Origin of the sequence: Lacisediminihabitans sp., from assembly GCF_036404185.1 — a bacterium.
Taxonomy (GTDB): domain Bacteria; phylum Actinomycetota; class Actinomycetes; order Actinomycetales; family Microbacteriaceae; genus Lacisediminihabitans.
Genome location: NZ_DASWPB010000189.1, coordinates 1 through 25,501, shown reverse-complemented (window position 1 = coordinate 25,501; position 25,501 = coordinate 1). Strand labels below are relative to the sequence as shown.

23 protein-coding genes and 1 tRNA gene are annotated in these 25,501 nt (G+C 66.8%); 7 read left to right on the top strand and 17 right to left on the bottom strand.

Annotated features, from left to right (window positions below; translation table 11 throughout):
• Nucleotides 1-61 precede the first annotated feature (61 nt).
• Nucleotides 62-2,077 (top strand): beta-galactosidase, encoded by a 2,016-nt coding sequence (locus tag VGC18_RS13530; protein WP_331098255.1) that lies wholly within the window; start codon nt 62-64, stop codon nt 2,075-2,077.
• Nucleotides 2,078-2,083: 6 nt separating this feature from the next.
• Here the strand turns inward: VGC18_RS13530 and VGC18_RS13525 are convergent, their stop codons facing one another.
• From VGC18_RS13525 to VGC18_RS13500, 6 genes are read right to left on the bottom strand one after another with little or no spacing between them, the layout of a single operon-like run.
• Entirely contained in the window at nt 2,084-3,223 is a 1,140-nt protein-coding gene (locus tag VGC18_RS13525) for an ROK family transcriptional regulator (protein WP_331098252.1), read from the bottom strand.
• A 37-nt stretch (nt 3,224-3,260) separates the two neighbouring features.
• Entirely contained in the window at nt 3,261-4,142 is an 882-nt protein-coding gene (locus VGC18_RS13520) for an ABC transporter ATP-binding protein (protein ID WP_331098250.1), read from the bottom strand.
• A complete protein-coding gene (locus tag VGC18_RS13515; protein ID WP_331098248.1) occupies nt 4,139-5,005 on the bottom strand; it encodes an ABC transporter ATP-binding protein in 867 nt (288 codons plus the stop codon). The genes VGC18_RS13520 and VGC18_RS13515 overlap by 4 nt, the downstream gene beginning before the upstream one ends.
• On the bottom strand, nt 5,002-5,976 hold the full coding sequence (locus VGC18_RS13510) for an ABC transporter permease (protein WP_331098246.1): 975 nt from the start codon (nt 5,974-5,976) through the stop codon (nt 5,002-5,004). The genes VGC18_RS13515 and VGC18_RS13510 overlap by 4 nt, the downstream gene beginning before the upstream one ends.
• A 44-nt stretch (nt 5,977-6,020) precedes the next feature.
• Complete coding sequence (locus tag VGC18_RS13505) at nt 6,021-7,010, bottom strand: ABC transporter permease (protein ID WP_331098290.1); 990 nt, start codon at nt 7,008-7,010, stop codon at nt 6,021-6,023.
• Between the two features lie 45 nt (nt 7,011-7,055).
• The gene (locus VGC18_RS13500; RefSeq protein WP_331098244.1) at nt 7,056-8,702 is read right to left on the bottom strand and encodes an ABC transporter substrate-binding protein; all 1,647 of its coding nucleotides are present in this window, start codon (nt 8,700-8,702) and stop codon (nt 7,056-7,058) included.
• A gap of 380 nt (nt 8,703-9,082) precedes the next feature.
• On the opposite strand from VGC18_RS13500, the gene VGC18_RS13495 reads away from it, so the two are divergent.
• Nucleotides 9,083-11,257 carry an alpha-galactosidase gene (locus VGC18_RS13495; RefSeq protein ID WP_331098242.1) on the top strand — a complete coding sequence of 725 codons (2,175 nt, stop codon included), beginning with the start codon at nt 9,083-9,085 and terminating at the stop codon, nt 11,255-11,257.
• A gap of 17 nt (nt 11,258-11,274) precedes the next feature.
• On the opposite strand, the gene VGC18_RS13490 is transcribed toward VGC18_RS13495, so the two are convergent.
• On the bottom strand, nt 11,275-12,114 hold the full coding sequence (locus VGC18_RS13490) for a LacI family DNA-binding transcriptional regulator (protein ID WP_331098240.1): 840 nt from the start codon (nt 12,112-12,114) through the stop codon (nt 11,275-11,277).
• A 66-nt stretch (nt 12,115-12,180) separates the two neighbouring features.
• On the opposite strand from VGC18_RS13490, the gene VGC18_RS13485 reads away from it, so the two are divergent.
• Entirely contained in the window at nt 12,181-13,395 is a 1,215-nt protein-coding gene (locus tag VGC18_RS13485) for an ROK family transcriptional regulator (RefSeq protein WP_331098238.1), read from the top strand.
• Between the two features lie 183 nt (nt 13,396-13,578).
• Here the strand turns inward: VGC18_RS13485 and VGC18_RS13480 are convergent, their stop codons facing one another.
• Nucleotides 13,579-14,682, bottom strand: coding sequence for a Gfo/Idh/MocA family oxidoreductase (locus tag VGC18_RS13480; RefSeq protein ID WP_331098236.1), 1,104 nt, complete (start codon nt 14,680-14,682; stop codon nt 13,579-13,581).
• Complete coding sequence (locus VGC18_RS13475) at nt 14,679-15,425, bottom strand: sugar phosphate isomerase/epimerase (protein WP_331098234.1); 747 nt, start codon at nt 15,423-15,425, stop codon at nt 14,679-14,681. The genes VGC18_RS13480 and VGC18_RS13475 overlap by 4 nt, the downstream gene beginning before the upstream one ends.
• 179 nt (nt 15,426-15,604) lie before the next feature.
• On the opposite strand from VGC18_RS13475, the gene VGC18_RS13470 reads away from it, so the two are divergent.
• Nucleotides 15,605-16,207 (top strand): YqaJ viral recombinase family protein, encoded by a 603-nt coding sequence (locus VGC18_RS13470; protein WP_414672890.1) that lies wholly within the window; start codon nt 15,605-15,607, stop codon nt 16,205-16,207.
• Here VGC18_RS13470 and VGC18_RS13465 read toward each other — a convergent pair.
• Nucleotides 16,204-16,863, bottom strand: a complete 660-nt coding sequence (locus VGC18_RS13465) for a DUF998 domain-containing protein (protein WP_331098230.1) — start codon at nt 16,861-16,863, stop codon at nt 16,204-16,206. The genes VGC18_RS13470 and VGC18_RS13465 overlap by 4 nt on opposite strands.
• A gap of 86 nt (nt 16,864-16,949) precedes the next feature.
• Between VGC18_RS13465 and VGC18_RS13460 the strand changes: the two genes are divergently transcribed.
• Nucleotides 16,950-17,915: an NADP-dependent oxidoreductase gene (locus VGC18_RS13460; RefSeq protein WP_414672889.1), complete on the top strand. Its 966-nt coding sequence runs from the start codon at nt 16,950-16,952 to the stop codon at nt 17,913-17,915.
• A 64-nt stretch (nt 17,916-17,979) separates the two neighbouring features.
• Here the strand turns inward: VGC18_RS13460 and rplA are convergent, their stop codons facing one another.
• The 5 genes from rplA to VGC18_RS13435 all read right to left on the bottom strand — a co-directional run bounded on the left by rplA (nt 17,980) and on the right by VGC18_RS13435 (nt 20,772).
• Nucleotides 17,980-18,669 (bottom strand): 50S ribosomal protein L1, encoded by a 690-nt coding sequence (gene rplA / locus VGC18_RS13455; RefSeq protein ID WP_331098227.1) that lies wholly within the window; start codon nt 18,667-18,669, stop codon nt 17,980-17,982.
• Entirely contained in the window at nt 18,669-19,100 is a 432-nt protein-coding gene (gene rplK, locus VGC18_RS13450) for a 50S ribosomal protein L11 (protein WP_331098225.1), read from the bottom strand. The genes rplA and rplK overlap by 1 nt, the downstream gene beginning before the upstream one ends.
• An 82-nt stretch (nt 19,101-19,182) precedes the next feature.
• On the bottom strand, nt 19,183-20,238 hold the full coding sequence (gene nusG, locus VGC18_RS13445; protein WP_331098223.1) for a transcription termination/antitermination protein NusG: 1,056 nt from the start codon (nt 20,236-20,238) through the stop codon (nt 19,183-19,185).
• A gap of 86 nt (nt 20,239-20,324) precedes the next feature.
• The gene (secE, locus tag VGC18_RS13440; protein ID WP_331098221.1) at nt 20,325-20,603 is read right to left on the bottom strand and encodes a preprotein translocase subunit SecE; all 279 of its coding nucleotides are present in this window, start codon (nt 20,601-20,603) and stop codon (nt 20,325-20,327) included.
• 96 nt (nt 20,604-20,699) lie between these two features.
• Nucleotides 20,700-20,772, bottom strand: a tRNA-Trp gene (locus VGC18_RS13435).
• Nucleotides 20,773-20,971: 199 nt separating this feature from the next.
• On the opposite strand from VGC18_RS13435, the gene VGC18_RS13430 reads away from it, so the two are divergent.
• Nucleotides 20,972-22,174: a pyridoxal phosphate-dependent aminotransferase gene (locus VGC18_RS13430; RefSeq protein WP_331098219.1), complete on the top strand. Its 1,203-nt coding sequence runs from the start codon at nt 20,972-20,974 to the stop codon at nt 22,172-22,174.
• Between the two features lie 282 nt (nt 22,175-22,456).
• Here the strand turns inward: VGC18_RS13430 and VGC18_RS13425 are convergent, their stop codons facing one another.
• Together VGC18_RS13425 and VGC18_RS13420 are read right to left on the bottom strand one after the other, a co-directional pair.
• Entirely contained in the window at nt 22,457-23,113 is a 657-nt protein-coding gene (locus VGC18_RS13425; RefSeq protein ID WP_331098217.1) for a response regulator transcription factor, read from the bottom strand.
• Nucleotides 23,106-24,272, bottom strand: a complete 1,167-nt coding sequence (locus VGC18_RS13420) for a PspC domain-containing protein (RefSeq protein WP_331098215.1) — start codon at nt 24,270-24,272, stop codon at nt 23,106-23,108. The genes VGC18_RS13425 and VGC18_RS13420 overlap by 8 nt, the downstream gene beginning before the upstream one ends.
• Before the next feature lie 77 nt (nt 24,273-24,349).
• On the opposite strand from VGC18_RS13420, the gene VGC18_RS13415 reads away from it, so the two are divergent.
• Nucleotides 24,350-25,501: PspC domain-containing protein (locus tag VGC18_RS13415; RefSeq protein WP_331098213.1), on the top strand; the 1,152-nt coding region annotated here is incomplete at its 3' end.

Sequence of the window (25,501 nt, the reverse complement as noted above, 5' to 3'; positions counted from 1 at the left end):
TCGCAAAGCGAGGAGCTCCACCCGGTGTGGGGCGCCCGACCACCGCCCTCAGGAGAATGCCATGTCACCGAATTCCCGCCCCGTCGCATCCCCCTGGCCGACGACGGGGCTGTCCTTCGGAGGCGACTACAACCCCGAGCAGTGGACGCGCGAGACCGTGCTCGAAGACATGGCGCTGATGCGCGAAGCCGGAGTGAACCTGGTGACGCTCGGCGTATTCTCCTGGGTGAAATACGAGCCGCGCGACGGCGAGTTCACCTTCGACTGGATCGACGAGCTGCTCGACCTGCTCCATGAGAACGGCATCCGGGTCGACCTTGCCACGCCGACGGCTGCGGTTCCGATGTGGCTGCACCGGCTCCACCCCGAGATCCTGCCGCAGGACGAGTTCGGACATCCCCTCGCTCCGGGTGGCCGAAACGGCTGGTGCCCCTCGTCTCCCGTGTTCCGTGAATACTCGCTGAGACTTGTCGAGAAGCTCGCGTCGCACGTCGCGGGCCACCCGGCGATCGCCATGTGGCACGTCGGCAACGAGCTCGGTGGCGGAAACGCCCGGTGTCACTGCCCGGTGTCGAACGATCACTTCCGCCGCTGGGTGAAGGGCCGCTACGGTTCGATCGGGGCGGTGAATGCGGCCTGGGGAATGGCCGTCTGGGGAAACAGCTATTCGTCGTTCGAGGAGATCACCACGCCGAGCGGGAAGACCGCCCACAACCCGGGGCAGCTTCTCGACTACGAGAGGTTCTCCTCCGATGCGCTGCTCGATCAGTATCTCGCCGAGAAGACCGTTCTGAAGCGGTACACCCCTGACCTGCCCGTCACCACCAATTTCATGGTCGGTCTCGGTCCCGATGTGGTCGACTATCCCCGATGGGCGCCCGAGATGGACATCGTCGCGAACGACCACTACACCTTCGGTCCCGACCCGCTGCGTCACCAGGAACTGTCGTTCAGCGGCGATCGGATGCGCGGCATCTCCCACGGCGGCCCCTGGATGCTCATGGAACACGCCACCGGCGCGGCGAGCTGGTACGCCATCAACCAGGCGAAAAGGCCGGGGGAACGCCTCCGCCAGGCGATGAGCTATCTCGCGCACGGATCCGACAGTGTGATGTATTTTCAGTGGCGCGCGTCGAGGTCGGGAACGGAGCAGTTCCATTCCGCCATGCTCCCGCATGCCGGTCGTGACACGCGGATCTTCTCGGACACCGTCCAGTTGGGAGCCCAGCTCTCGAACCTCAGCCGCGTCAAGGGCAGCAGGGTCTCCGGTGTCGAGGTGGCGTTGCTGCACGACAACGAGGCAGGTTGGGCTCTGAAAAGCGGCCTGAAACCGACCAACGATCCCCGGTACGCCGACACGGTCCGCGCCATGCACCGCGCCTTCTTCGAGCGCGCGATCACCGTCGACGTAGTACCTCCTTGGCACAGCCTCGACCACTACAAACTCATCGTCGTTCCCGGCCTCTTTCTCGTGTCGGACGAGAACGCGCGCGCCGTTGCCGACTTCGCCGAAAGGGGCGGCACGGTCGTGGTGACCTGGTTCTCCGGCATCGTCGACGAGCACAACACCGTTCTCACCGGCGGCTATCCCGGCGCGTTCCGCGCCGTCCTCGGCGCGTGGAGTGAGGAGTTCCACCCGCTCACGCCGGAGGAGACGGTCGAGCTCGACAACGGCTGGGTGGGCACGAGATCGAGCGAACTCGTGCATACCGACGACGCCGAGGTCTTCGCCAGCTACCGCACGGGCGACCTGACCGGCTGGCCGGCAGTCACCAGACGCCGCGTCGGTGCCGAGGGATCAGCGTGGTATGTCTCCACAGATCTCAGCACGCCGGACCTCGCCGAATTCATCGATCGTCTGGTCGAGGACAGCGGTGTGGTGCCGACCGCATCGGTGTCCAGAGGTGTGGAAGCGGTGCGACGATCCTCGGCGTCCTCGTCGTTCCTTTTTCTCATCAACCATGGTGCGGAGGAGGGATGGGCACAAGCGGCGGGAGAGGATCTCCTGACGGGCATGCATCACGCGGGCACGGTGCCCCTGCCCGCCGGAGCGGTAGCCGTCATCGAGGAAAGCTGAGCCTGGTCAGCGAAGCATTCCGCGAATCGCACACACGGCAGCGGCCCGCGCCCATTCCGAGAAATCGAAGGGCTGCACGTCGAGATCGATCGGCGCGGCATCCGGGTCCGTTGAAGCGGCCACTGCGGAGTGCACGGCCTCCGACGCAACGTCGTAGAGTCCGAGCCCGTCGCCGGTCAGAACGACCTTACGGGGATCGGTCAGGTTTGCGATGACGGCGATCAGGACGCCGAGGGCATTCGCCGCTCGTTCGAACACCGCCACCGCCGCCGGATCGCCCGCCCGGGCCAGCGCAAGCGCCCCGGAATAGGTCAGTCCCGGCACCTCGAGCGCCGCAACGATCGAGTCGTTGGGCAGGAAGCTCGAGACGCATCCGCGATGCGATCCGCAGACGGGACCCGCTGGATCGATGATCATGTGGCTCAGCATCCCCGGTCGCCCATGGGCGCCCTCGACGAGCTGCCCGTTGATCACCAAACCGATTCCGAGGCCGACCCCGATGGTGACGAGCGCCATCGAATCCAGCCCGGCGCCCGCGCCGAACCAGTGTTCTGATGCGGTGAGAGCCTGCACGTCGTTCTCGATCGTGGTCGGCAGGCCGGTCGCGGCGGCCACGAGCGTGGCCAGGGGCACCCCGTCCCAGCCGAGATATGCCGAGTCGTCGACGACTTCGCCGTCGCGTTCGTGCCTGATGTGCCCGGCCAGCGAGACCCCGACGGCGGTCAGCGTCGGCATCTCCTCCATGAACCGCCTGGCGACGCCGGCGATCTCGCCGACGACGTCGGTCACGCTTCGAGAGCTCAGAGTCACCTCGGTCGACGCGACGATCTTGGCGCCGAGGTCCGTGACCACGGCGTAGAGGACGTCGCCCGTGAGCTTGACCCCCAGGAAATGGTGGGATGCCGGCTGGAGTACCAAGAGCTCAGAAGGGCGGCCCATCGCCGATCGAGCCTCGGTCGCCCCTTCGGCAAGCAGCTTCTTCTCGATGAGGTCGCGGGTGATCCGGGTGAGTCTCCCCCGCGACAACCCGAGGCGCCCGGCAAGATCGGCCCGTGACAGCGCGCCGTGAATGAGGATCTGCAGCAGCGCGGCGCGCTCCGCGGCCCCCATCTTCGGCCAGGAACTGGCGCCTGCACCCGGGATCACATGTCGATCGTAGTCGGCTCGCATTCTCGGACCGGCGTCATCGCCCCGCACCGACCCACGCGTTTAGGTAGTGATCGTACGAAACCGAGTTGTCGATCTGCGTGCGATCGACGGGGGCTTCCGCGGAGAGGTTCTTTCCGCGCCGCTCGGGATCCGGAGCCGCTTGCGCGAGCATCCGAGTGTAGGGGTGTTGCGGGTTCAGGATGACCTCGTCCGCCGGTCCCCGTTCCACGACACGTCCCCGGTACAGGACGAGGATCTCGTCGGAGAAGTGCCGTGCCGTCGCCAGATCGTGAGTGATGTAGAGCACCGCCAGGTTGTCTTCCCGCTGCAGACGGGCCATCAGATTGAGCACGTCCAATCGAATCGACACGTCGAGCATCGAGACCGGCTCATCGGCGATCAGCACCTGGGCGCCGGGCGCCAGGGCGCGGGCGATCGCAACCCGCTGACGCTGGCCACCCGAGAGCTCGTGCGGGCGGCGAACGGCGATCTCCTCCGCCGGTGTGAGCCCGACCCGCTCGAGCATCTGCACGACCCTTTCATGGGTCTCTCTGCCGCCGGAGGTCCGATGGTGGAGGAGAAGCGGGCGAGCGATGTGATGCTCGATCGAGTGAAAGGGGTTCAGCGAGGCGAACGGATCCTGGAAGACCATCTGCACATTCCGACGGTAGAGCGAGCCGACGACGGGTGTTCCATCGTCGAGCTGAACCTCGATGGCGCCGCCGGTCGGCTTCTCCAGACGGGCGAGCATCCTGGCTATGGTCGATTTGCCGGAGCCCGATTCCCCGACAAGAGCGACGGTTCGCCCCGGCACGAGGTCGAAGGACACGCCGTCCACCGCGTGCAGCTTGATCCGTGACATGCCCTTGCGGATCGAGAAGTCCTTCACCAGATTGCTCACTGCGACGTGAGTCATTTCGTCTCCTCCCGCCCGCTGTCCGCTCCCGTGCGGATGAAGTCGCCTCGTTCGCCGGTCAGGCTCGGAAACGACCTGAGCAGCTTCTTCGTATAGGGGTGGTTCGGCGCGTTGTAGATCTGGTCGGCGGCCCCCATCTCGACGATCTCGCCGGCGCGCATGATGGCGATCCGATCGCTGATCTCAAGCAGCAGAGGCAGATCATGAGTGATGAAGATCACCGCGAAATTCAGCTGTTGGCGCAGCCTCAGAATCTCGCGCAGGATGTCGCGCTGCACCAGAACATCGAGTGCGGTCGTCGGTTCGTCCATGATCATCACCTGCGGTTCGAGGATCATGGCCATGGCGATCATCACCCTCTGCCGCATTCCGCCGGACAGCTCATGGGGAAACGAGCTCAGCCTGGAGGGATCCACCCCAACCCGCCTGAGCACATCCGCGCATCGTTCCCGTCGCTCCTTCTTCTGCATATCGGGACGATGGTCGATGAGCACGTCCTCGAGTTGGGCACGAATGTCGATGACCGGATTGAGTGCGTTCATCGCGCCCTGGAACACCATGGACAATTTCGACCAGCGGAACTGTCGCAGTTCCTCCGTACCGAGAGCGAGGAGGTCGATGTCATCACCGGAGCGATCGTGGAAGGTCACCGCCCCGGAGACGATCTCGGCCGGCGGTCGGTGCAACCGGTTGATCGCATAAGCGAGCGTCGTCTTGCCACAGCCCGACTCACCCGCCAGACCGAAGATCTCACCCTCGGAGATGGTGAGGTCCACGTTCTTGACGGCCAGAACCGGCGTCTCCACCTGATAGGAGACCGTCAGATCCTCCACGGTCAGCACCGCACGCCTCGCCTCGGTCATTTGCTGCTCCTTGAGACTGTTCTCTGGCGCGCGGCCTTCTGTCCGAGCTTCAGCTGTTTCTTGTATCGGCGGACGTTCTTCAGCTTGGGGTTGATGACCTCATCGATCGAGAAGTTGATCAGCGAGAGCCCGCACCCGAGGAAGGCGATGATCAGGCCGGGGGGCATGAACCACCACCATGCGCCGAGCTGGAGCGCGAACCCGTTCTGCGCGTAATACAGCATCGTGCCGAGGGTCGACGAATTCGAAGCACCGAGTCCGAGGAACGACAGTCCGGCCTCGGCGAGAATCGCGGCGATGACCCCGAAGACGAACTGCGATGCGATGACCGGGAGCAGGTTGGGGAAGATCTCCACAGCGATGACGCGAAGCGTCCGTTCGCCGGCGACCCGGGAAGCGGCCACGTAGTCGCGATTGCGCAGGGAGAGCGTCTGCGCCCTGAGTACCCGCGAGCCGCCCGCCCAGCCGGTGACCGCCAGAACCACGGCGATCGTCCAGAGCCCCCGCTGTTCCTGCGGCACGAAGGCGGAGATCACGATCACCAACGGGAGACCAGGAATCACCAGGAACACGTTCGAGAACAGCGAGAAGCCCTCGTCGACCAGCCCGCCTGAATACGCCCCGAAGATGCCGATCAACGCAGCGATCAGGGTGGAGAGAACGCCCACGATCAAGCCGATCTCGAGCGATCCTCGCGTGGCGTTGGCCAGTTGGGCCAGTACGTCCTGTCCGGTCTGGGTGGTGCCGAGCAGATGGGCGCCGGAGGGCGGGACCATGCCGATATCGCGAATGGTCGCCGGATCCTGGACGAGGAAGGGACCGATCAGGCCGAACAGCACGATCGCACCGCTCATGATGAGACCGGTCGCGAGCGCGGGAGTCATCGTCGGCAGCAATTGCCGCCATGCGGCGGGTCGGGATTTTTTGTCCTGCGGCGGGGTCGGCTTGGTGGGCTCAAGGGCTTCGGTCACCGACGGTTCCGTACTCGGACCAATGTTCGTCATTCGCGCACTTCCTAGTTTCCCGCTCTGGTGCGCGGGTCGATCACGCCGTAGAACAGATCGACGATGAGGTTCGCGCCGAGGACGGCAAGGGTGATGAAGAGGAAGATCCCCTGCATGAGGGCGTAGTCGTTGTTCTGCACGGCGGCGAGCAGCTTCGAGCCGATCCCCGGATAGGAGAACACCTGTTCGGTCACGATGGAGCCGGAGACGACGAACCCCAGCGAGATGGCGAATCCTGCGATCGACGGCAGCACGGCGTTTCGTGCGGCATACGACGTGAGAATCCGTTTGTCCCGCAGTCCTTTCGCGTATGCGGTGACGATGAAATCCTCGGACAGCGTCGAAACCATCATGTTGCGCATTCCGAGCAGCCAGCCTCCGATGGACGCGATGATGATCGTCAGGGCCGGCAGGATGGCATATCGCATGGCCGAGAGGATGAACCCCCAACTCCAGCCGGGATCGAAAACGACGTCATACCCTCCCTGTGAGGGGAACCATCCGAGCAGGGTCGAGAACAGATAGACCAGGAGCAGCGCAAGCCAGAAGTACGGAACGGCCGCGAGGATCGTGGTGGCCGGAATCAGCGAATCCAGCCAGGTTCCCGGCTTCCACCCGACGACGGCGCCGAGCACGACTCCGAGTATCGTGGCGAGGATCGTGGAGACGCCCACCAGCACGATCGTCCATGGGAGCGCTTGCGCGATGACGGTCGACACCGGGGTGGGGAACACACTGACCGAGATTCCGAGCTTTCCGGTGAACACGTTGCCCAGATAAGCGACGTACTGGTTCCAGATCGGCTCGCCCGAGTTGCCGCCGAGCAGCAATTCGTACGACCGGCGAACCGTCGCGTTGACGGTACCGCCTTGCTGTGCCAGTTTCGCAAGCAAGATGTCCACCGGATTGCCCGGCATCAATCGAGGAATGATGAAGTTCAGGGTCAGCGCCGCCCAGAACGCGATGGCGTAAAACCCGATCTTCCTGAGGAAATACATTATGTGAGGAGAACCAATCGTGGATGACGCACGGCCCGTAGCTGTCTGCTACTTCGCCTTCAGCCGCATGTAGATCTCGGAGACGTCCGGCGACTGATACACCACGGGGGACGCGTAGAGGTTGGACGCGGTCGGCCAGCCGGTGAAGTCCTTCGTGTTGAAGATAGCCACGGTGCCCGCTGTCAGGACGGGGATGTACGGCATGTCCTTCACGATATTCGCCTGGATGATGTCGAACTGCGTCTGGCGCGACGACGTGTCCGTCGGGTTGAGGACGCTCAGCGCCTTGATCGCCGCATCCACCTTCGGATTGCTGTACCTGGCCACGTTGATTCCGGGGGCGACCGTGCCGACGGGCGCGGTGTTGACGCTCGCGAACGCGTTGTCGTACAGGTAGTACGGGTCACCGGAAGGCCCCTGGGCCAGCGAGTCGATCGCCAGCTGATAGTTGCCCTTGCCCTTCTTGTCCGTCCATTCGTTCCACGACGACTGCTGCGTCTGAAGTTCGATGCCGACCTTCTTGAGTTCCTGGGTCATCGCGGACAGTGCGGTGATGTAGTCGCTCCAACCGGTCACCACCTGAACCGTCAACGACAGGCGCTGACCGTCCTTCGCGTAGATGCCATCGGAGCCCTTCGTCCAGCCGTCGGCCTCCAGCAGCTTCTCCGCGGAGGAAGGCTTGGACTTCATGCTCGCGATGGGGTCGGAGATCGACGAGGAGATGATGCTCTTCTGGGTGGTCGTGAGGGCGAACGTGGGCGAGATCCCGCTCGAGGTCCCCTGCCAGGCGAGCTGGTTGATCTGGTTGCGGTCGAGTGCTTCATAGATTGCGTGCCGCACGGCCGGATCCACCTGCGGACCGGCGCATCCGAGGGCCGTGTTCGAGCAGGCCTCCAGCACGGTCTGTGCGGAGGTCACCGTGACGGAGCCATATCCCGGGTAGCTCTTCGCCACCGAGTTCATATTGGGAACCGGACCACCCGCCCAGTCGATCGATCCGCCCTTGAGCCCGTCGACAGTGGCGTTCGCCCCCGAGAGGGAGAGGAATCGGATGTGCTTCAGATCCGGCTCACCGCCCCAATAAGTGGGGTTGGCGTCGAGGGTGAAGGCCTCCGACTTGAAGTTTCCCGCGAGGTAGGGGCCGGTGCCCACCGGGTGCGCCATGACATTGGTAGTGGGGTTGATGCTCTTCCAGATGTGCTCAGGAACGATCCACACGCGGCCGAGGACGTTGGCCTCGTTCGTGAACGAGGGATGCGGGAAGGTCAGCACGACGTGGGTGCTGTCCGTGGCCGAGGCCGTCCCGTCGAATCCGACGCTGTTGATGGCGGGGGTCTTCGCCAGGGTGGTGAAGGTGTAGACGACGTCTTGAGCGGTGAACGCCTTGCCGTCCGACCATTTCACCCCGCTGCGCAAGGTGATCGACAGTTTGGTGCCGTCGGAGTTCCACGTGTACTTGGTGCCCAGGCGCGGCTGCGGCCCCTTGGTGTTCACGTTGGTGACGAAGAAGAGCGGCTCGTAAATCGAGCCCTGGCCCGCGATCTGAGAGGGCGAATAGGGGTTGAAGTTGACCTGGTAGCCGCCCGTCTGACCCGTGTAGGCGACCAGGGTGGTGCCGGACGAGCTGCTGGAACTCGACGCTCCCGCCCCGCATCCGGTGAGGAGCATGGCTGCGGTCGCCACAGTTGCGGCCACGAGAAGACGCCGCGGAGTTCGTTCAGATTGACGGAACATCATTGATCCTTTCTCAACACCGATGCCTCTGATGAACCGGTGCGGTTACGGGGATGCGGAAAAGAGCACCCGATAAAAGACATTGTTACCGTAGTAAATTTAGTTCGTCAAGTATGGTTTCATGGTGGATGGGGATCGGCCTTTTCCGAAACCCTCCGACAGGGAAGGAAACATCCGATGAGCATGGTCGCTCCTGGCCTGTTTCGCCGGCTCGGGTCCCGCGACGGTCTCGAACTCTCTCCGGCAGGAGCAGACGACGGATGGACTCGGTCGTGACCGCACATGAGTCCTCGATCGCGGGTGATGTCATGCCCGTGTCCACCATTGAGAAAAGACAACCCATGACTGCAACCTCGGCGATGCCCGGCTACACGGTGCTTCGAGGGGACGGAATCAGCATCGTTCTCAGTCAGCCAGAAGTCGGTCTTCCGACGATCCTGCACTGGGGTCGCGACCTGGGCCCGTTGACCGATGGCGATCTCGCCGATCTTGCGGCGGCGGTCAGCCGTCAGACTCCTCCGCAGACCCTGGATGCCGCGTGGCAGGTCTCGATCCTTCCCCAGGAGTCGGACGGCTGGGTCGGCAGACCGGGTGGGTTGCTCGTTCGGGACGGCATTCCCGTCTTTCCGCGATTCGTCGTGACCTCCGTCGAATCGACGGAACGGTCGATCACCCTGGTTGCCGCCGACGGTGCCGCCGGTCTGCGATTCACCTTCGCCGCAGCGATCGGCGCGGGTGGAATCGTGACGGTCAAGCACACGATCGAGAACATCGCCCGCTTCGACGGGGACGACAGCGACCTCGAAGTCGGATGGCTGGAAGCGACGATGCCCGCCCCGAAGGCCATCGATCACCTCACGTCGTTCAGCGGTCGATGGACCCGCGAGAAGGTGCCACACACCACCCCCATCCCGCGCGGATCGAATGTGCGGCAGACCCGGCGCGGACGCTCCGGGCACGACTCGCCGACGCTGCTCATCGGCTCCATCGGCTCCCCGACCGACAGGACCGGGGAGTTGTGGGGCGTGCACTTGGGCTGGAGTGCCGACGCGACCTACCGCACCGATCGTCAGCACGACTCCGTCACGATTCTCGGCGCAGGTGAGCTGCTTCGGCCCGGGGAGATCACCATTCCGCCTGGGGGAAGCTACGAGACCCCCGTGGCCTACTTCGCCTGGACGGATGGCGGGTTCGACGGCCTCTCTGCGCGGTTTCATGCCTTCCTCCGAGCCCGTCCGCAGCATCCGGTCACGCCTCGGCCTCTCGTCCTCAACACCTGGGAGGCGGTCTACTTCGATCACGATCCCGATTTTCTTCTGGAACTGGCAGCCCTCGCGGCGCAGGTCGGCGTCGAACGATTTGTGCTCGACGACGGCTGGTTCCCGTCCCGCCGCGACGACACAAAGGGCCTTGGCGACTGGGTCGTCGACACAACGGTATGGCCACAGGGACTCCGGCCGCTCGCCGACCGGGTGCACGGTCTCGGCATGGAGTTCGGGCTGTGGTTCGAGCCCGAGATGGTGAACCTCGATTCGAGGGTCGCGCAGGACCATCCGGAGTGGCTGCTCCACAATCCCGCCCATGTGCCCGCCCCGGCGGAGCTTTCGTGGCGGTCGCAGTACGTGCTCGACATCGCAAACCCCGCCGCATACGCACACGTGTTCGGCCAGATCAGTGCCCTCGTCACCGAACTCGGCATCGACTTCATCAAATGGGACAACAACCGCGATCTGGTCGAATCGATGCACGCGGGCAGACCCGGTACCCACGCCCAGATCACCGCGCTCTACCGGCTTATCGGCGAGCTGAAGGCTGCGCATCCCGGCTTGGAGATCGAATCGTGCTCGAGCGGCGGCGCGCGCACCGATTTCGGAATCCTCGAGGTGACCGACAGGGTCTGGGCGAGCGACTCGAACGACCCCATCGAGCGCCAGGACATTCAGCGATGGACCCAGCTGATGCTCGCGCCGGAGTTGGTCGGCGGTCATGTCGGCCCGACCCGGTCGCACAGCTCGGGGAGAGTAACCGATCTCAGCTTCCGGCTGGCGACCAGCCTGATGGGCTCCGCGGGGTTCGAGTGGAACATCTCGGAGTGCACCCCGGACGAACTCGAGACGATCACACGGTGGGCAGCGCTGTACAAGGAGCTCCGGCCGATCATCCACGGTGGAGTCGCGGTCCATGCCGACCTGAGGGATGCGGCGTTGCGGCTCACCGGCGCGGTCTCCCCCGATCACACGCAGGCTGTGTACACCGTAGCGAGCCTCGCGACCCTCGAGGACTCCCAGCCTGAGCACGTGCGCCTCCACGGATTGGATCCCGACCGCCGGTACCTGGTGCGGCTCCGCGACGAGATCGGGCCCACCCGTCACGGATTCACCACTCCCGAATGGATGTCCCGAAAGACGATCGTGCTGCCCGGCCGGGTGCTGTCGACGGTTGGACTCCAGACCCCGGCGCTCTGGCCGGCCCAGGCGTTCGTACTGCATGTGACGGCGGTCGACGAGGAGGGCTGATCCTCCGGCGAGCCGATTCAGCGCCGCGGGGGCGACCCGGTGGTTCCCCGGACGATGAGGCGGGGAAGGGGTGCGAGTCTGGCGACGGGTGACCGTCCCGCCAGCAACTCGCCGACGATGTCCACGGCCGTCGCGCCGAGGGCATGGATGTCGCGGCGCATCGCCGAGAGCGCAGGCTCGGAAAGCCGGCAGAGGATGGAATCGTCCCAGGCCAGCATGGAGAGCTCATCGGGAACCCGGACACCGTTGCGGATGGCAAAGCCCAGGCCTCCGACCGCCATCGCGTCGTTGTCGAAGATGATCATCGTCGGTCGGTGGGGATCCCGCCACAGCTTCTCGACGGCGAGGGAGCCGCTGACCTCGGAGTAGTCCCCCACCGCGGTCAGGCCGATCACGTCATGCGCGGCGACGGCCTCCTGGAAGGATCGTGAACGCACGCCGGTGTGCAGCAGATGCGCAGGACCGGCGACCCTTCCGATGACCCGATGGCCGAGACCGACGGCGAACTCGACCGCCTGGGTCATCGCTCCGAAGTTGTCGACCTGCAGGGTCGCGATTCCCTCGCCCTCGGTGTAGCCGGGATCGCCGAGCACCAGCACGGGCAGGCCGAGACCGCGGAGAACCTCCGCGCGCACGTCGCCGGCGACGATGTCGCGCACCACGACAGCCGAGACATGTCCCGAAGCGGCCCAACGGCGGTAGCTCTCGAGCTCCTCCTCGAGTCCGGGAACGATGTGCAGCACGACGGAGTCGCCGGAATCCCGCAGCGCATCCTCCATTCCGGCGATGAACTCGGAATAGAACGGCTCGACTCCCGGCAGGTGCGGCGATCGCCGCAGGACCATCCCAATCGACACGGTCCTCCCCCGCAGTTTTTTAGCCCACTTTATTAAGAACCTTACAATTATTCAGAGGAGGATGACATGAGCCATTCCGGCGCGAGCGTGACCCTGAGAACGAGCAAGGGGCTCGTTCTCGATCTCGTGCGGTCGTCGGGACCGATCAGCCGGGTCGAGCTGGCCGAGCGAACCGGCCTGACACCGGCCACGATGACCAACGTCGTGCGCCAGCTGCTCGCCGAGGGTCTTGTGCTCGAGACCGGCCGCGAGCGGTCGACCGGAGGCAAGCCCCGGGTTCTCATCGACGTCAATCCGACGGCGCGGTACGCGATCGGCGTGCAACTGGGAGCCGACTCCCTCACCTATGTCGTCACGAACCTCAGCGGGGCGATCGTCGCTCGATTGCGTACGGTTGGCGCGAGCGACGCACCACCGGCAGAGCAGATCGCGCGGATGGCTCACGACATCGACACGCTCATCGGCGACCTCGCTCTCAGGAGCGACTCGATCATCGGCATCGGGCTCGTGGCCCCCGGTCCCCAGGACCTCGAACGCGGAGTGCTGTTGGCTCCCCCCAGCCTGCCGAGGTGGTCCGATTTTCCGCTTCGCGATGCGCTGGGCGATGCCACAGGGCGGTCCGTCCTGCTCGACAACGACGCCACCGCGGCGGCCGTCGGAGAGTTCTGGGGCGGAGCCGCACCGGATGCCTCGACCATGTGCGTCGTGTACATGGGCGCCGGCATCGGAGCGGGCATCCTCATCGATGGGACGGTCTATCGCGGTGCGAGCTCCAATACCGGCGAGCTGGGGCAGCTGTGGATCGCCTCGCCGAGCAGCGGGGCGCGAGCGGACACACTCGAGCGCATCTCGGGCCCGGCAGGGGTCGTCGCGGCCACCGCGGCCGCGATCGCGAACGGGTCGACAACTTCGCTGACTCTCCGAGGCAAGGACCCGTTCTCCGACTTCACCACGATCTCGACGGCGGCGACCCTCGGGGACGAGCTGGCCGTCGAGTCGATCACGCATTCCGCCGAGGACCTCGCCGAGTCCATCGGCATCGCTGCCACCCTCCTCGACCTCGACTGGGTCATCCTGGCCGGGCCGGCATTCGCCGTGGCAGGATCGCTGTATGTCGGGGTGGTCAAGGAACGACTCGCGAGGACGCTGTTCGCCCGGCCCAGGCACGCCATCGAGGTGAGGCTCTCGACGCATCCGACCGATGCCGCGGCCGTCGGTGCCGCCGCCCTGGTGCTCCAGGATCGGCTCGCCCCGCGAACGTTCGGGGTCGAGCCCCGCTAGAGCGTCCCGGGTCGGGAGGCCATCGACGTGACGGAACTGGGGCCGGCGGCGGGAGAAGCTGTCTCGCGGCGGGAGGCCCGTCTCCCGCCGCGAGACGATTTCGCCGCCGCAGGGTGCGGTACCTCCCGCCGCCACGGCACGTTGGGTGAGGACGAGACGGGCTCTACCGGCGGTGCGGTCCCGCTAGAGCGTCGCCACCCTCGGGTCCCAGTCCGCGGGCAGGGCGGGTGGCAGCACGACCGTGCTGGCCACCGCGACCGGTTCGTCGCGTTCGGCGGATTCGGCGATCGAGACCATGGTGTCGAGGACGTGGTACCCGAGCTCTCCCGAGGCGCGTTCCGGACGTCCCGCCCTGATGGCCTGGGCGAGTTCCACCACCCCGGTCCCCCGCCCCAGACTCGCGCCCTCCGGCGCGAAGGTCTCCGAGGAATCCCTGTCCCGCCAGACGACGGTGTCGCCGTCGAAGACGTTCGGGTCGGGGAGCACCGCCGTGCCGTCCACCCCGGCGATCTCGACGACGCCCCCGCGGGTCAGGCCGGACTGGAAGCTGAACACGCTGACCGCCGACTGGCCGCCCTCGAACTGGATCAACACACTGAAATGGGTGGGCACCTCCACCGGGAACACCGTCCCGGCCCGCGGTCCCGAACCGATGACCCTGGTCGGCCTGGCCGTCGAGGAGGTCGCCGTCACCTTCGCCACCGGGCCGAAGATCTGCACGAGCGTCGTCAGATAGTAGGGCCCGATGTCGAAGAGCGGGCCGCCGCCGACGGCGAAGAGGAACTCCGGGGACGGATGCCACGACTCCGGTCCCGCACTCTGGAACAGGGTCAGGCCGGTCAGCGGCGCCCCGATCTCCCCCGACTCGATGAGGCGGCGGGCCGACTGCAGCCCGGCCCCGAGGATCGTGTCTGGAGCGCAGGCCACCCGCAGACCCGCAGCCTTGGCCGCATCCAGCAACGCCAGCCCGGACGGACGGTCGAGGGAGAACGGCTTCTCCGTCCACACACTCTTACCCGCCGCAACAGCCCTCGTCGCGACCTCGGTGTGGGCGGCCGGGATCGTCAGATTCACCACGATCTCGATCTCCGGATGAGCGAGCAACTCCTCCACCGAGCCCGACCCCGGAATGCCGTACTTCGCCGCCTGAGCCGCGGCACGCCCCAGATCGATATCCGCCACGAACAGCGGCTTCAGATCCGGGAAGGTGACGATGTTACTCAGATACTGATCGCTGATCACCCCGGCACCGATGATCCCGACGCCGACCGGTCCCGTGCCGGTCATTCGAGCCCCCGAGCGGTGAGCCATGCATAGCTGTCGGCCACCGCGGTAAAGACGTCGCCGGCGAAGTCGTCGAGCTCGACGACGAGCAGCGCGTCGTCCGGGGCCGCGGCGATGATGTCCGCGACGGGAACGGCGCCGGATCCGACGGCGACCTGCTCCCTGTCGTCCTTGGTGATCGGCCCGTCCTTGACGTGCAGGAAGCCGACCCGGTCGCCGAGTCGCTGCAGCAGGGCCACCGGGTCCTGGCCGCCGACCGCCGCCCAGTAGGTGTCCACCTCGAGGTGCACGGATGCGTCGAGGTGGTCGGCGAGGATCTCCAGCCCGGGAACGCCGTCGATGACGTTCTCCAGCTCGAAGGCGTGATTGTGGTAGCCGATGGACAGGCCGCGGTCGGCGGCGATGGCGGCGAAGCGGTTGAGATCCGCGGCGACGCCGGCGATCAGCTCGCGGCTGGTCCAGCGTTCCTCGTCGATGTGGGGATCGATCACCGTCGTGATGCCGAGCTTCTCGGCCGCCGCGAAGATCGGCTCCAGCTCCTGGCCGACGAGTCTCGCGTGAGCGGAGGGCGCGACGATGCCGGTCGCCTCGAAGGCGGCTCGGTACTCGTCGGCACGATCGACGAAATTGTAGGGTTCCACCCGGGTGAATCCGATGGACGACAGGCGCGTCACCGCGCCGCCCAGGTCGGCCGCGATCGCATCGCGGACCGTATACAGCTGCACCGAGAGGCGCGATTGGGACACAGTGTCTCCTCGTTGAGTGGGGGTGAGGTGGGCTCCTCGGCGGACGGACGAGCCGGTTCTCACTCTAGGGAGACTTCTGTCGACCTGCAAGAGAAAGTCGCCAGATTTTCGATATATACCCTCGGCTGCCGGGTGTGGTCGTACGGACGGGTGACAATGGACAGGTGTTCGTCCAACCGATGCTCTCGCTGTGGGACGAGCCCACGCCCGACCATCGGGACCGCATCCTCGCGCACTCCGCCGACCGGGTGGCCTGGCTGCGGGCACGCAGCCGTGGGATCACCGCGACGGACGTCGCGCGACTGTCCGGCGCATCCTCCGTCCAGGCGGTCGCCCTCGAGAAGATCCGCGGCAGCGGCTTCGGCGGGAACGTCTACACCGATCACGGCCGCGCCAGGGAGCCGGAGATCGCGCGCTGGGTGCAGGCCAGGTACGGCATCGAGCCGAGCGACGCCCTGTTCCATGCGGCGGGGCGGCCCGCGCACCTGGCGACGCCCGACGGCCTCGCCGTGTCCGCATCCGGTGTCCTCGAGCTGGCGGAGATCAAGACGACCAAGTCGCGCTGGCGCTCGATCCCCCGCTCGTACCTGCGACAGGTGTGGTGGCAGCAGTACGTTCTCGGTGCCGAGCGCACCCTGCTCGTCTGGGAGCAGCACGACGACTTCGTCCCCACCAACCCGGAGCCGGAATGCCGGTGGATCGACAGGGACGAGAACCAGATCTTCCTGCTCGTGCAGCTGGCCGATCGTGTGCTCGACCTCCTCGGGAGCACGCGGGTCTAGTCGCTCCTGACCGGCCGCACCGCGATCGCGAGCCCCAGGACGAGCACCCAGCCGAGGGCGATGGTGGTCGCCACGAGCTCGAGCCTGCTGCCGAAGTCCATGTGGAACCGGAACAGCGAGAGCAGGCCGCCCGCCCCGGCGATGATCGCCACCGAGCCCCCGGCCGCCAGCGACATGACGGCGATGGCGCGGTGTCCCCTGGCGAACGAGACCTGGAGCATGCCCCAGCAGGCGGCGGCGAAGGCGAGCACGGCGACGAGCGTGTGGATCAGATCCTCCCAGGTGAAGCTCGAGCCGACCGGCAGCGGGCATCCCTCCGTGCACGGCACCTGCGAGGCGACCAGGAAGAACCCGCAGCCGATCCAGAGCGAGACGGCGGGCGTCCAGAGGCGAAGCCAGGGAAGGCGGGAGCGGATGTCCCTGCCGGCGTAGGCGATGAGGCTTCCGCCCGCGACGATGAGCAGCAGCGCCGCCTCGAACCATCCGGCGGTCGGCTCGGTGCGCGCCCCGAGCTCGCTGACGTAGAGATCGCGATGGGCGCTCGCGCGGGCGATCCAGATGATGACGAGCGCCGCCAGCACGAACACGGCCCCCAGAAGGGTGCCCGCCAGCTCCAGCCGCGCGCGACCACGACGGGATGCGGCGTCAACGGTCATTCCTGAATGTTAGGACGTCTCACAGTTTGCCTCCAATTGACACCGCCGTAACACCGGCGAATCATTGGCCAGCTTTACTTGAGACCATGACCACGATGCGAGCGATGGTGATCGCGGCCACCGGCGGCCCGGACGTTCTCACCCTGTCCGATGTGCCGAAACCGACCAGGATCAACGCCGAGGTCCTCGTCAAGGTGATGGCCGCCGGCGTCAATCCGATCGACGCGAAGACCAGGTCAGGCGGCGGCGTATCCGGCCAGATCGTCCGCTTCCCCGCCATCCTCGGCAACGACTTCAGCGGGGTCGTCGTCGAGAGCCCGTACGAGGCGTATCCGCTCAAGCCGGGCGACGAGGTCTTCGGCATGGTCCCCGTCCCCCGGATGAACGGCACCTACGCGGAATACGTGACCGTCTCCACCCTCAGCCTGTGCCGCAAGCCCACCAGGCTCACCCACGTCGAGGCGGCGGGTGTGCCGCTGGCCGCGCTCACGGCGTGGGGGATGGTCGTCGACCTCGCCAAGGCGCACGAGGGCCAGCGGATGCTCATCCACGCGGCAAGCGGCGGTGTCGGTCACTTCGCTGTGCAGTTCGCCGCCTATTTCGGTGCGCACGTCATCGCGACGGCCTCGACCGGGAACACCGGCTGGCTGCGCGAGCTCGGCGCGGCCGAGGTCATCGACTACAGCACGACCCGGTTCGAGGACGTGCTGGCCGATGTCGATGTGGTGATCGACCTCGTCGGGAACGTGCACGACAACACCGGGACCAGATCGATCTCGGTCCTGCGTCCTGGCGGCCTGCTGATCAACGCCCCCAGCGGCAGCTGGCCGACCGTCATGGAGGAGGCCGGGGAGGCGGGCATCCGCGCCACCACCTACAAGGTCGCCCCCGACGCCACAACCCTCGCGATCATCTGCCGGCTGCTCGAATCCGGGGACGTGCGGGTGCACGTCGACCGCGTCTTCGACCTGGGGCAGGCACCGGAGGCGCATGCCGCGATCGAGACGGGTCATACCCGCGGCAAGATCGTGCTCGCCGTCGCCGCCGGCTGAGCGCACCCGCACCGAGACGACGAAGGGCCCGCGTCATGACGACGCGGGCCCTTCGTGCTGGTGCCTAGATGGCGTTGATGTCCAGCGGGATGCCAGGACCGAAGGTGGTCGTGACGGTGCCCTTCTGGATATACCGGCCCTTTGCGGAGCTCGGCTTGGAACGGTTGATCTCGTCGAGAGCGGCCTTGATGTTCTCCTCGAGCTGCTCGGCGCTGAATGCCGCCTTGCCCACGATGAAGTGCACGTTGGAGTGCTTGTCGACGCGGAACTCGATCTTTCCGCCCTTGATCTCGTTGACCGCCTTGGCGACGTCCGGGGTCACGGTCCCGGTCTTCGGGTTCGGCATGAGGCCACGCGGGCCGAGCACCTTACCGAGACGACCGACCTTGCCCATGAGCTCCGGGGTGGAGACGGCGGCGTCGAACGAGGTGTATCCGGCGGCGACCTTCTCGATGAGGTCGTCACCGCCGACCTCGTCGGCACCCGCGGCGATGGCGGCATCGGCTGCCGGACCGGTCGCGAACACGATGACCCGGGCGGTCTTGCCGGTGCCGTGGGGCAGGATGACCGTGCCGCGGACCATCTGGTCGGCCTTACGCGGGTCGACACCCAGCTTCAGCGCGACCTCGACGGTCGAGTTGAAGTTCTTGGAGCCGGTCTCGCGGGCCAGGCCGACGGCCTCGTTCGCGGTGTAGAACTTGCCTTCCTCGAGCTTCTCGAGGGCGGCGCGGTAGTTTTTCGATTTCTTGGCCATTATGCGTCCACCGTAATTCCCATCGAACGGGCGGTGCCCGCGATGATCTTCTCCGCGGCCTCGACGTCGTTCGCGTTGAGGTCGACCATCTTCTGCTCGGCGATCGAGCGGAGCTGGTCCTTCGAGAGCTTGCCGACCTTGGTCGTGTGCGGCGTGCCGGAACCCTTGGCGACGCCGGCGGCCTTCTTGATGAGCTCGGCGGCCGGAGGGGTCTTCAGGATGAAGGTGAACGAGCGGTCCTCGTACACGGTGATCTCCACCGGGATGACATTGCCGCGCTGCGACTCGGTCGCCGCGTTGTACGCCTTGCAGAATTCCATGATGTTCACGCCGTGCTGGCCCAGCGCGGGGCCGATTGGCGGCGCGGGGTTCGCGGCGCCGGCCTGGATCTGAAGCTTGATCAGACCCGTGACCTTCTTTTTCGCTGCCATTGTTTTTCCTTTTCTTGGTCGAACATCCGATTCGGATGCTCTCCCGCTGTCCGGGCGGTTCCCGGATGCGGTGGTCTTTGTGTTAGAGCTTGGTCACCTGGTCGAAGCTGAGCTCGACGGGCGTCTCGCGCTCGAAGAGCGAGACGAGCACGATGAGCTTGCCGCTCTCCGGCTTGATCTCGCTGATCGACCCGGGAAGACCCGCGAACGAGCCTTCCTTGATCGTGATGGTCTCGCCGATCTCGAAATCGACCTCTTGCGGGATCGAACGACCGACGACCTTGCCGCCCTTCGCGCCGGCCTTGACCGGGACCTCGACGATCTGCACGAGGCTCTTCAGCATGTTGAAGGCCTCCTCGAAACGCAGCGGCGTCGGGTTGTGCGAGTTGCCCACGAAGCCGGTCACCCCTGGGGTGTGCCGGACGACGGACCAGCTGTCCTCGTTGAGGTCCATGCGCACGAGCACGTATCCGGGGATGCGCACGCGGTTGACGAGCTTGCGCTGACCGTTCTTGATCTCGACGACGTCCTCCATCGGGACCTCGACCTGGTAGACGTAGTCCTCCATGGCCATGGAGACCTTGCGGTTCTCGATGTTCTGCTTGACGCGCTTCTCGAAACCGGCGTAGGAGTGGATGACGTACCACTTGCCCGGCTTCGCCTTGAGCTCCCGGCGGAACTCCTCGTACGGGTCGACCTCGACGGGTTCGCCGTCTCCCGCCTCGTCGAGGGCGCTCTGCTCGGCCAGCTCGGACGCGACCTCCGCCTCGAGGGCGTCATCGAACGGAACGACCTCCGGCTCTTCTCCCTCGACGAAACCGACCTCGTCGTCGGTCGCCTCCACGGCGGCCTCCGCCTCGTCGACCGAATCGACATCGAGGGCGTCGTCGACCAGGGCGTCCGCCTCGGGATCGGCCGCGACCTCCGTCGCGCTCAGGGCCGCGTCGAGGTCGGCCTCGATGTCGCCTTCGTCGTCCACGTCATCGGCTCCGTCGACGACGTGAAGCGCCGACTCCTCGGAGGATTCAACGGATGCCTCGTCGGCAGCGAGCTCGTAACCCTCCTGGGCCTCGTCCTCCTCTGAGGACTGTTCCGCGGCAGTCGCGAGGTCGATATCGTCGCGCTCTGTTCCAGACACTGAATCTCATTTCCGTTTCTTGGGACTTACGTTCCGGTGCTCGGCACCGGTCACTTCTTCTTGGGCGCTCGCCCGGGGCAGTCGCCTTACTTGCCCGCGCCGTTGCCGAACACGTATTGCACGACGAAGGCAAAGACGAAGTCGAGGCCGTAGACCAGCGCCATCATGATGATCACGAAGACCAGGACGACACCGGTGTAGCTCACCAGCTCCTTGCGGGTCGGGGTGACGACCTTCCTGAGTTCGTTGATCACCTGCCGGATGAACAGGGCGAGTCGACCGAAAGGACCCCGGCTGGTGCCGCGATCTTTTCTGGCGTTCGCGACGATATCCTCGCTGGGCTCGTCGATGACTTTTCGCGCCACTGTCACTACCTTCCGGAAACTGGCCTGGTGTTCACCGCTTGCGCCGTGGTCACCAGCCCGTCGGCCGATGCGTGCTGGGATGCATGCATCGAGCTGCAGGGCGGACAGGACTTGAACCTGCAACCTGCGGTTTTGGAGACCGCTGCTCTACCAATTGAGCCACCGCCCTTTGCAGAGAAAGTAACCACACTTCGTATGCTCAATCAAGGGGTCACCCGGAAGGGTTTGCCTGAAGGGATAGCCCAGAAATGGGCATACAAAAGGATGGCAGATTTCAACTACCTCGACCCAGTGTAGGTCACGTTTCGGCGGCCTGTAAAGCCGGGGAGGCCCGTCCCGCAACGGCCCGTCCCGTTTAGGCTGGAGCGGTGACCCGCCAGCTATCCCGCATCTCCTCCCGCGTCGCCGCCATCGCGGAGTCCGCGACGCTCAAGGTCGATTCGAGGGCGAAGGCCCTCCAGGCGCAGGGCCGGCCCGTCATCAGCTTCGCGGCGGGCGAGCCGGACTTCCCCACACCGGAGCACATCGTCGCGGCCGCCGTCGAGGCCGCCCGCGACCCGAAGAACCACCGCTACACCCCCGCGGCGGGCCTTCCGCAGCTGCGAGAGGCGATCGCGGCCAAGACCCTCAGGGACAGCGGTCTGACGGTCGAGCCGTCGCAGATCGTCGTGACCAACGGCGGCAAGCAGGCCGTCTACCAGTCGTTCGCCGCCCTGCTCGATCCGGGCGACGAGGTGCTCGTCCCGACCCCCTTCTGGACCACCTATCCCGAGGCGATCAAGCTCGCGGGCGGTGTCCCGGTCGAGGTCTTCGCCGGGGCAGACCAGGGCTACCTCGTGACGGTCGAGCAGTTGGAGGCCGCGCGGACGCCGCGCACCAAGGTGCTGCTCTTCGTCTCGCCGTCGAACCCGACCGGGGCGGTGTACCCGCCGGAGCGGGTGGAGGCCGTCGGGCGGTGGGCACTCGAGAACGGCCTGTGGGTGATCAGCGACGAGATCTATCAGAATCTCACCTACGGCGATGTCCGCGCCCGCTCCATCGTCGACGCCGTCCCCGAGCTGGCCGATCGGGCCATCCTCGTCAACGGCGTCGCGAAGACCTATGCGATGACCGGCTGGCGGGTGGGCTGGATGCTCGGCCCCGCGGACGTCATGAAGGCCGCGGCGAACCTGCAGTCCCACCTGTCGTCCAACGTGTCCAACGTCTCCCAGCGCGCGGCGATCGCGGCCCTGACCGGCCCGCAGGACGCGGTCGAGGCCATGCGTCGCGCCTTCGAGCGTCGCCGCACCGTCATCGTGGACGGGCTCAACGGCATCGACGGCATCGACTGCCCCACCCCCGACGGAGCCTTCTACGCCTACCCGGATGTCTCCGGCCTGCTCGGGAGGACCTGGCGCGGTCACACCCCGACGACCTCCCTCGAACTGGCCGAGCTGCTGCTCGACGAGGCGGAGGTCGCGGCCGTGCCGGGGGAGGCGTTCGGGCCGAGCGGATACCTGCGCCTGAGCTACGCGCTCGGCGACGAGGCCCTGGCGGAGGGCATCACCCGCCTGCGGCGGCTGTTCGCCTAGCTGGGGCCTCCCGTTGTGTCGATCTCATCGGCGGGGCGCAAGCCGTGTCATCCGCGGCTCCATCGGCGTGTCGCAGCCCCGATCGATGTTCTCTTTTTCGTCATGTCACTTCACCATGACGTCATGTTCACGTGACAGGACGAAAAAGGGAAGACGGTTCGGGAGACGCCCCCGCCAAGCGCCCGCGGCGCCCCCGTAAGCGGCACAGCAGCGCCCGAACTGGGCCACCGCGGGCACTATCGCAGGCAACCGGCCCGCACCGCGCGGCCGCGCCGATCCCGGCTAGAGCAGTTTGCGGGCGAGGGCCCAGGCGGTCAGCTCGTGGCGCGAGGAGAACTGCAGTTTGCGCAGCACCGCCGAGACGTGGCTCTCCACCGTCTTGACGGAGATGTAGAGCTCCGCCGCGACCTCCTTGTATGCATAGCCGCGGGCGATCAACCGCATCACCTCCAGCTCCCTGGCCGAGAGGCGGTCGAGCTCCTCGTTGGTCTCCGCCTGCTCGCCGGCGACGGCGCCGAAGGCGTCGAGCACGAAGCCGGCCAGGCGGGGAGAGAACACCGCGTCGCCGGCCGCAACGGCGGCGATGGCCCGGCTGACCTCTGCGCCAGAGCTCGTCTTGGTGATGTAGCCGCGGGCACCCGCCCTGATCACCCCCACGACATCCTCGGCGGAGTCCGAGACGCTCAGGGCGAGAAAGCGGGTGGATTCCCGCACCGCGCCTGAGCGCCGGATCACCTCCGCGCCCCCGCCGCCCGCACCACCGGGCAGGTGCACGTCGAGAAGCACCACCTGAGGCGCGAGGTCGGCGATCATCGCGACGGCCGAGTCGACGTCGGCCGCCTCGCCGAGGACCTCGATCGACCCGTCGAGGTCGGCGCGGAGGCCCGAGCGGAAGATGGAATGATCGTCGACGATCACGATGCTGTACCGGTCAGGCATGGCCGTCCTCCGTTTCGAGATGGAGATGGATCTCCGTGCCGATTCCCCCGGCACCCGGCGCGACCGTGGCCCAGCCGCCCGCCCTGGACATCCGGCCGACGATGGATTCTCGCACGCCGAGCCGGTCGGTCGGCAGATCGGCCATGTCGAAACCAGGCCCCCGGTCGCGCACGAAGACGTCGGCGGCTCCGTCGCTCACCTCGAGGTACACGGACACCTCGCCCCCGGCATGACGCGCGGCATTGACCATGGCCTCGCGCGCCGCCGCGACGATGGCGGCGTTCGCGGCCCTCGCCGACTCGCCGACGACCACGACCTCGAGACGGGCCGGATACTCCAGCTCGATGGCGGCGGCAGCATCACGCAGCTCCGAGGCCAGGTCGTTGCCCGTCGGGGTCGTCCCCGCGAACAGCCAGTCGCGCAACTCGCGCTCCTGGGCCCTGGCGAGCCTGGCCACCTCGCTGGAGGCCCCGGCCCGGGTCTGGATGAGCGCGAGCGTCTGCAGCACGGAGTCGTGCAGATGGGCAGCGATCTCGGCCCGTTGCACCTCCCGCACTCGCGCGGTCCGCTCCCCCATCCGCTCGCTCCACGCCCGAACCGATACGGGGACGACGAGAACGGCGATTCCCGCCGCGATCGTGAACACCGAGATCACCGCGGTCATCGCGCCGACCCGGCTCGACGAGAGTAGGAGGGCGAGTCCCATGAGGATCAGGATGCCCGCGCACACTCCCCGGACCACGATCCCGAACCGAGCGCTCCTGCGCGGATCGCGCCGGTCGAAGAAGGCGGACCAGAGCACCGCGAGCACCGAGCAGGCGAGGGTCGAGACCGCCACGGCGTTGATCCGGGACCCGAGGAAGGGGCCGCCCACAGCCGCGACAAGCAGCCCGATCGCCGCGACGACCACGAGCAGCACGGCGACGGGAGCGGCTCGGCGCACGACATCCGGGTCCTCCCGATCGACGGGCTGCAGGGGGGTCAGCGCCCACAACCACAGGTAGAAGAGGATTCCGGCGCCACCGCAGAAGGCCAGGAGGATCATCACCAGCCGGACCCTGCTCACCCGCAGACGCAGATGGTCGGCGAGACCGGCGCAGACCCCGCCGAGCACGACCCGGCGCGGCCGGGTGATGCGGGGGGCGGCTGCGGTGGTCACATAGGCATCCAAGCAGAATCGCGCGGCCGACATCGGATGGCCAGGAAAACCTCAGGGTGCGCTCAGGGTGGTACCCCATGGCAGGCGGCGCGGCGGAGCGGGACGATCGGTTCATGCCAACAACAACACAGGACGACCCCGGCCCCGCGCCGACCCCGCCGACCTCCCCCCACGACAACCGCTTCTTCGACTGGATGCGCCGCCTCGATCTGCCGAGACGCCCCGGCTGGATCGGGGGAGTGTGCGCGGGCATCGCCGAGCGGCTCGGCATCGATCCGCTCATCGTCCGCGGCATCGTCGTCGTGGTCGCCATCCTGGGAGGGCCGGCCTTCCTGCTCTACGCGCTGGCCTGGCTGCTGCTGCCGGACGCCGACGGGCGCATCCACCTCCAGTCCCTGCTCGGCGGGGTCGTCGACCGGGCCATTGCCGGCATCGCGGCGGTGTTCCTGCTCGGGCTGCTGCCCGTCTCGCAGGGCTTCTGGTCGATCGGTGCCGGATACTGGGGCGCCGTCTCGGTGGGAGGCGCCATCACCCGCGGCCTGTGGAGCCTGCTGCTCATCGGCGGCGGGATCTGGCTGGTGGTCTGGCTGATCAGGCGCGCAGGCAACTCCGGCTACCAGCCGCCGACCACGACTCCGGCGACGACGGATGACCGGCCGGACACCATCCCGGACGCCCCGGAGACCACCGTCGTCCGCTCGGTCGGGGTGGACGGACCCGCGGAACCGGCGGTGCCGGCGGAACCGGCCGTCGGCGCACCCGCGGACGAGCTCGCCGCCTGGAAGGAGCGCCAGGCGGCCTGGAAGCTCGAACACGATGCCTGGAAGCGCGAGCAGGCGGCGACGGAACGGGAGCAGCGCCAGCAGAGGACGGCCGAGGCCAGGGCGCGGGCGGCCCAGTCGGCCGCGGCGAGCGCGGAACGACGCCGGTTGCGACGACTCGCCAACCCGCGGATGAGCGGGGGCGCCGTCGCCATCAGCCTCGGTGCCGCCCTCGTGGTCGGCGGTGCCGCCGGAGCGCTGGCGAGCACGACCACTACCTGGCGGGGAGCGGAGGCGACGGCCGGGTTCGCCGCCGCCACGATCGTCCTGGGGATCGTGATGATCGTCGCCGGGGTCTTCCGCCGGCGCAGCGGCTTCATCGGCTTCCTCTCGGTGCTGTTCGTCGTGATCGCCGTCGCGACGGCATTCCTGCCCAGGGACCGGCAGATCGTCGGACCGAGCTACACG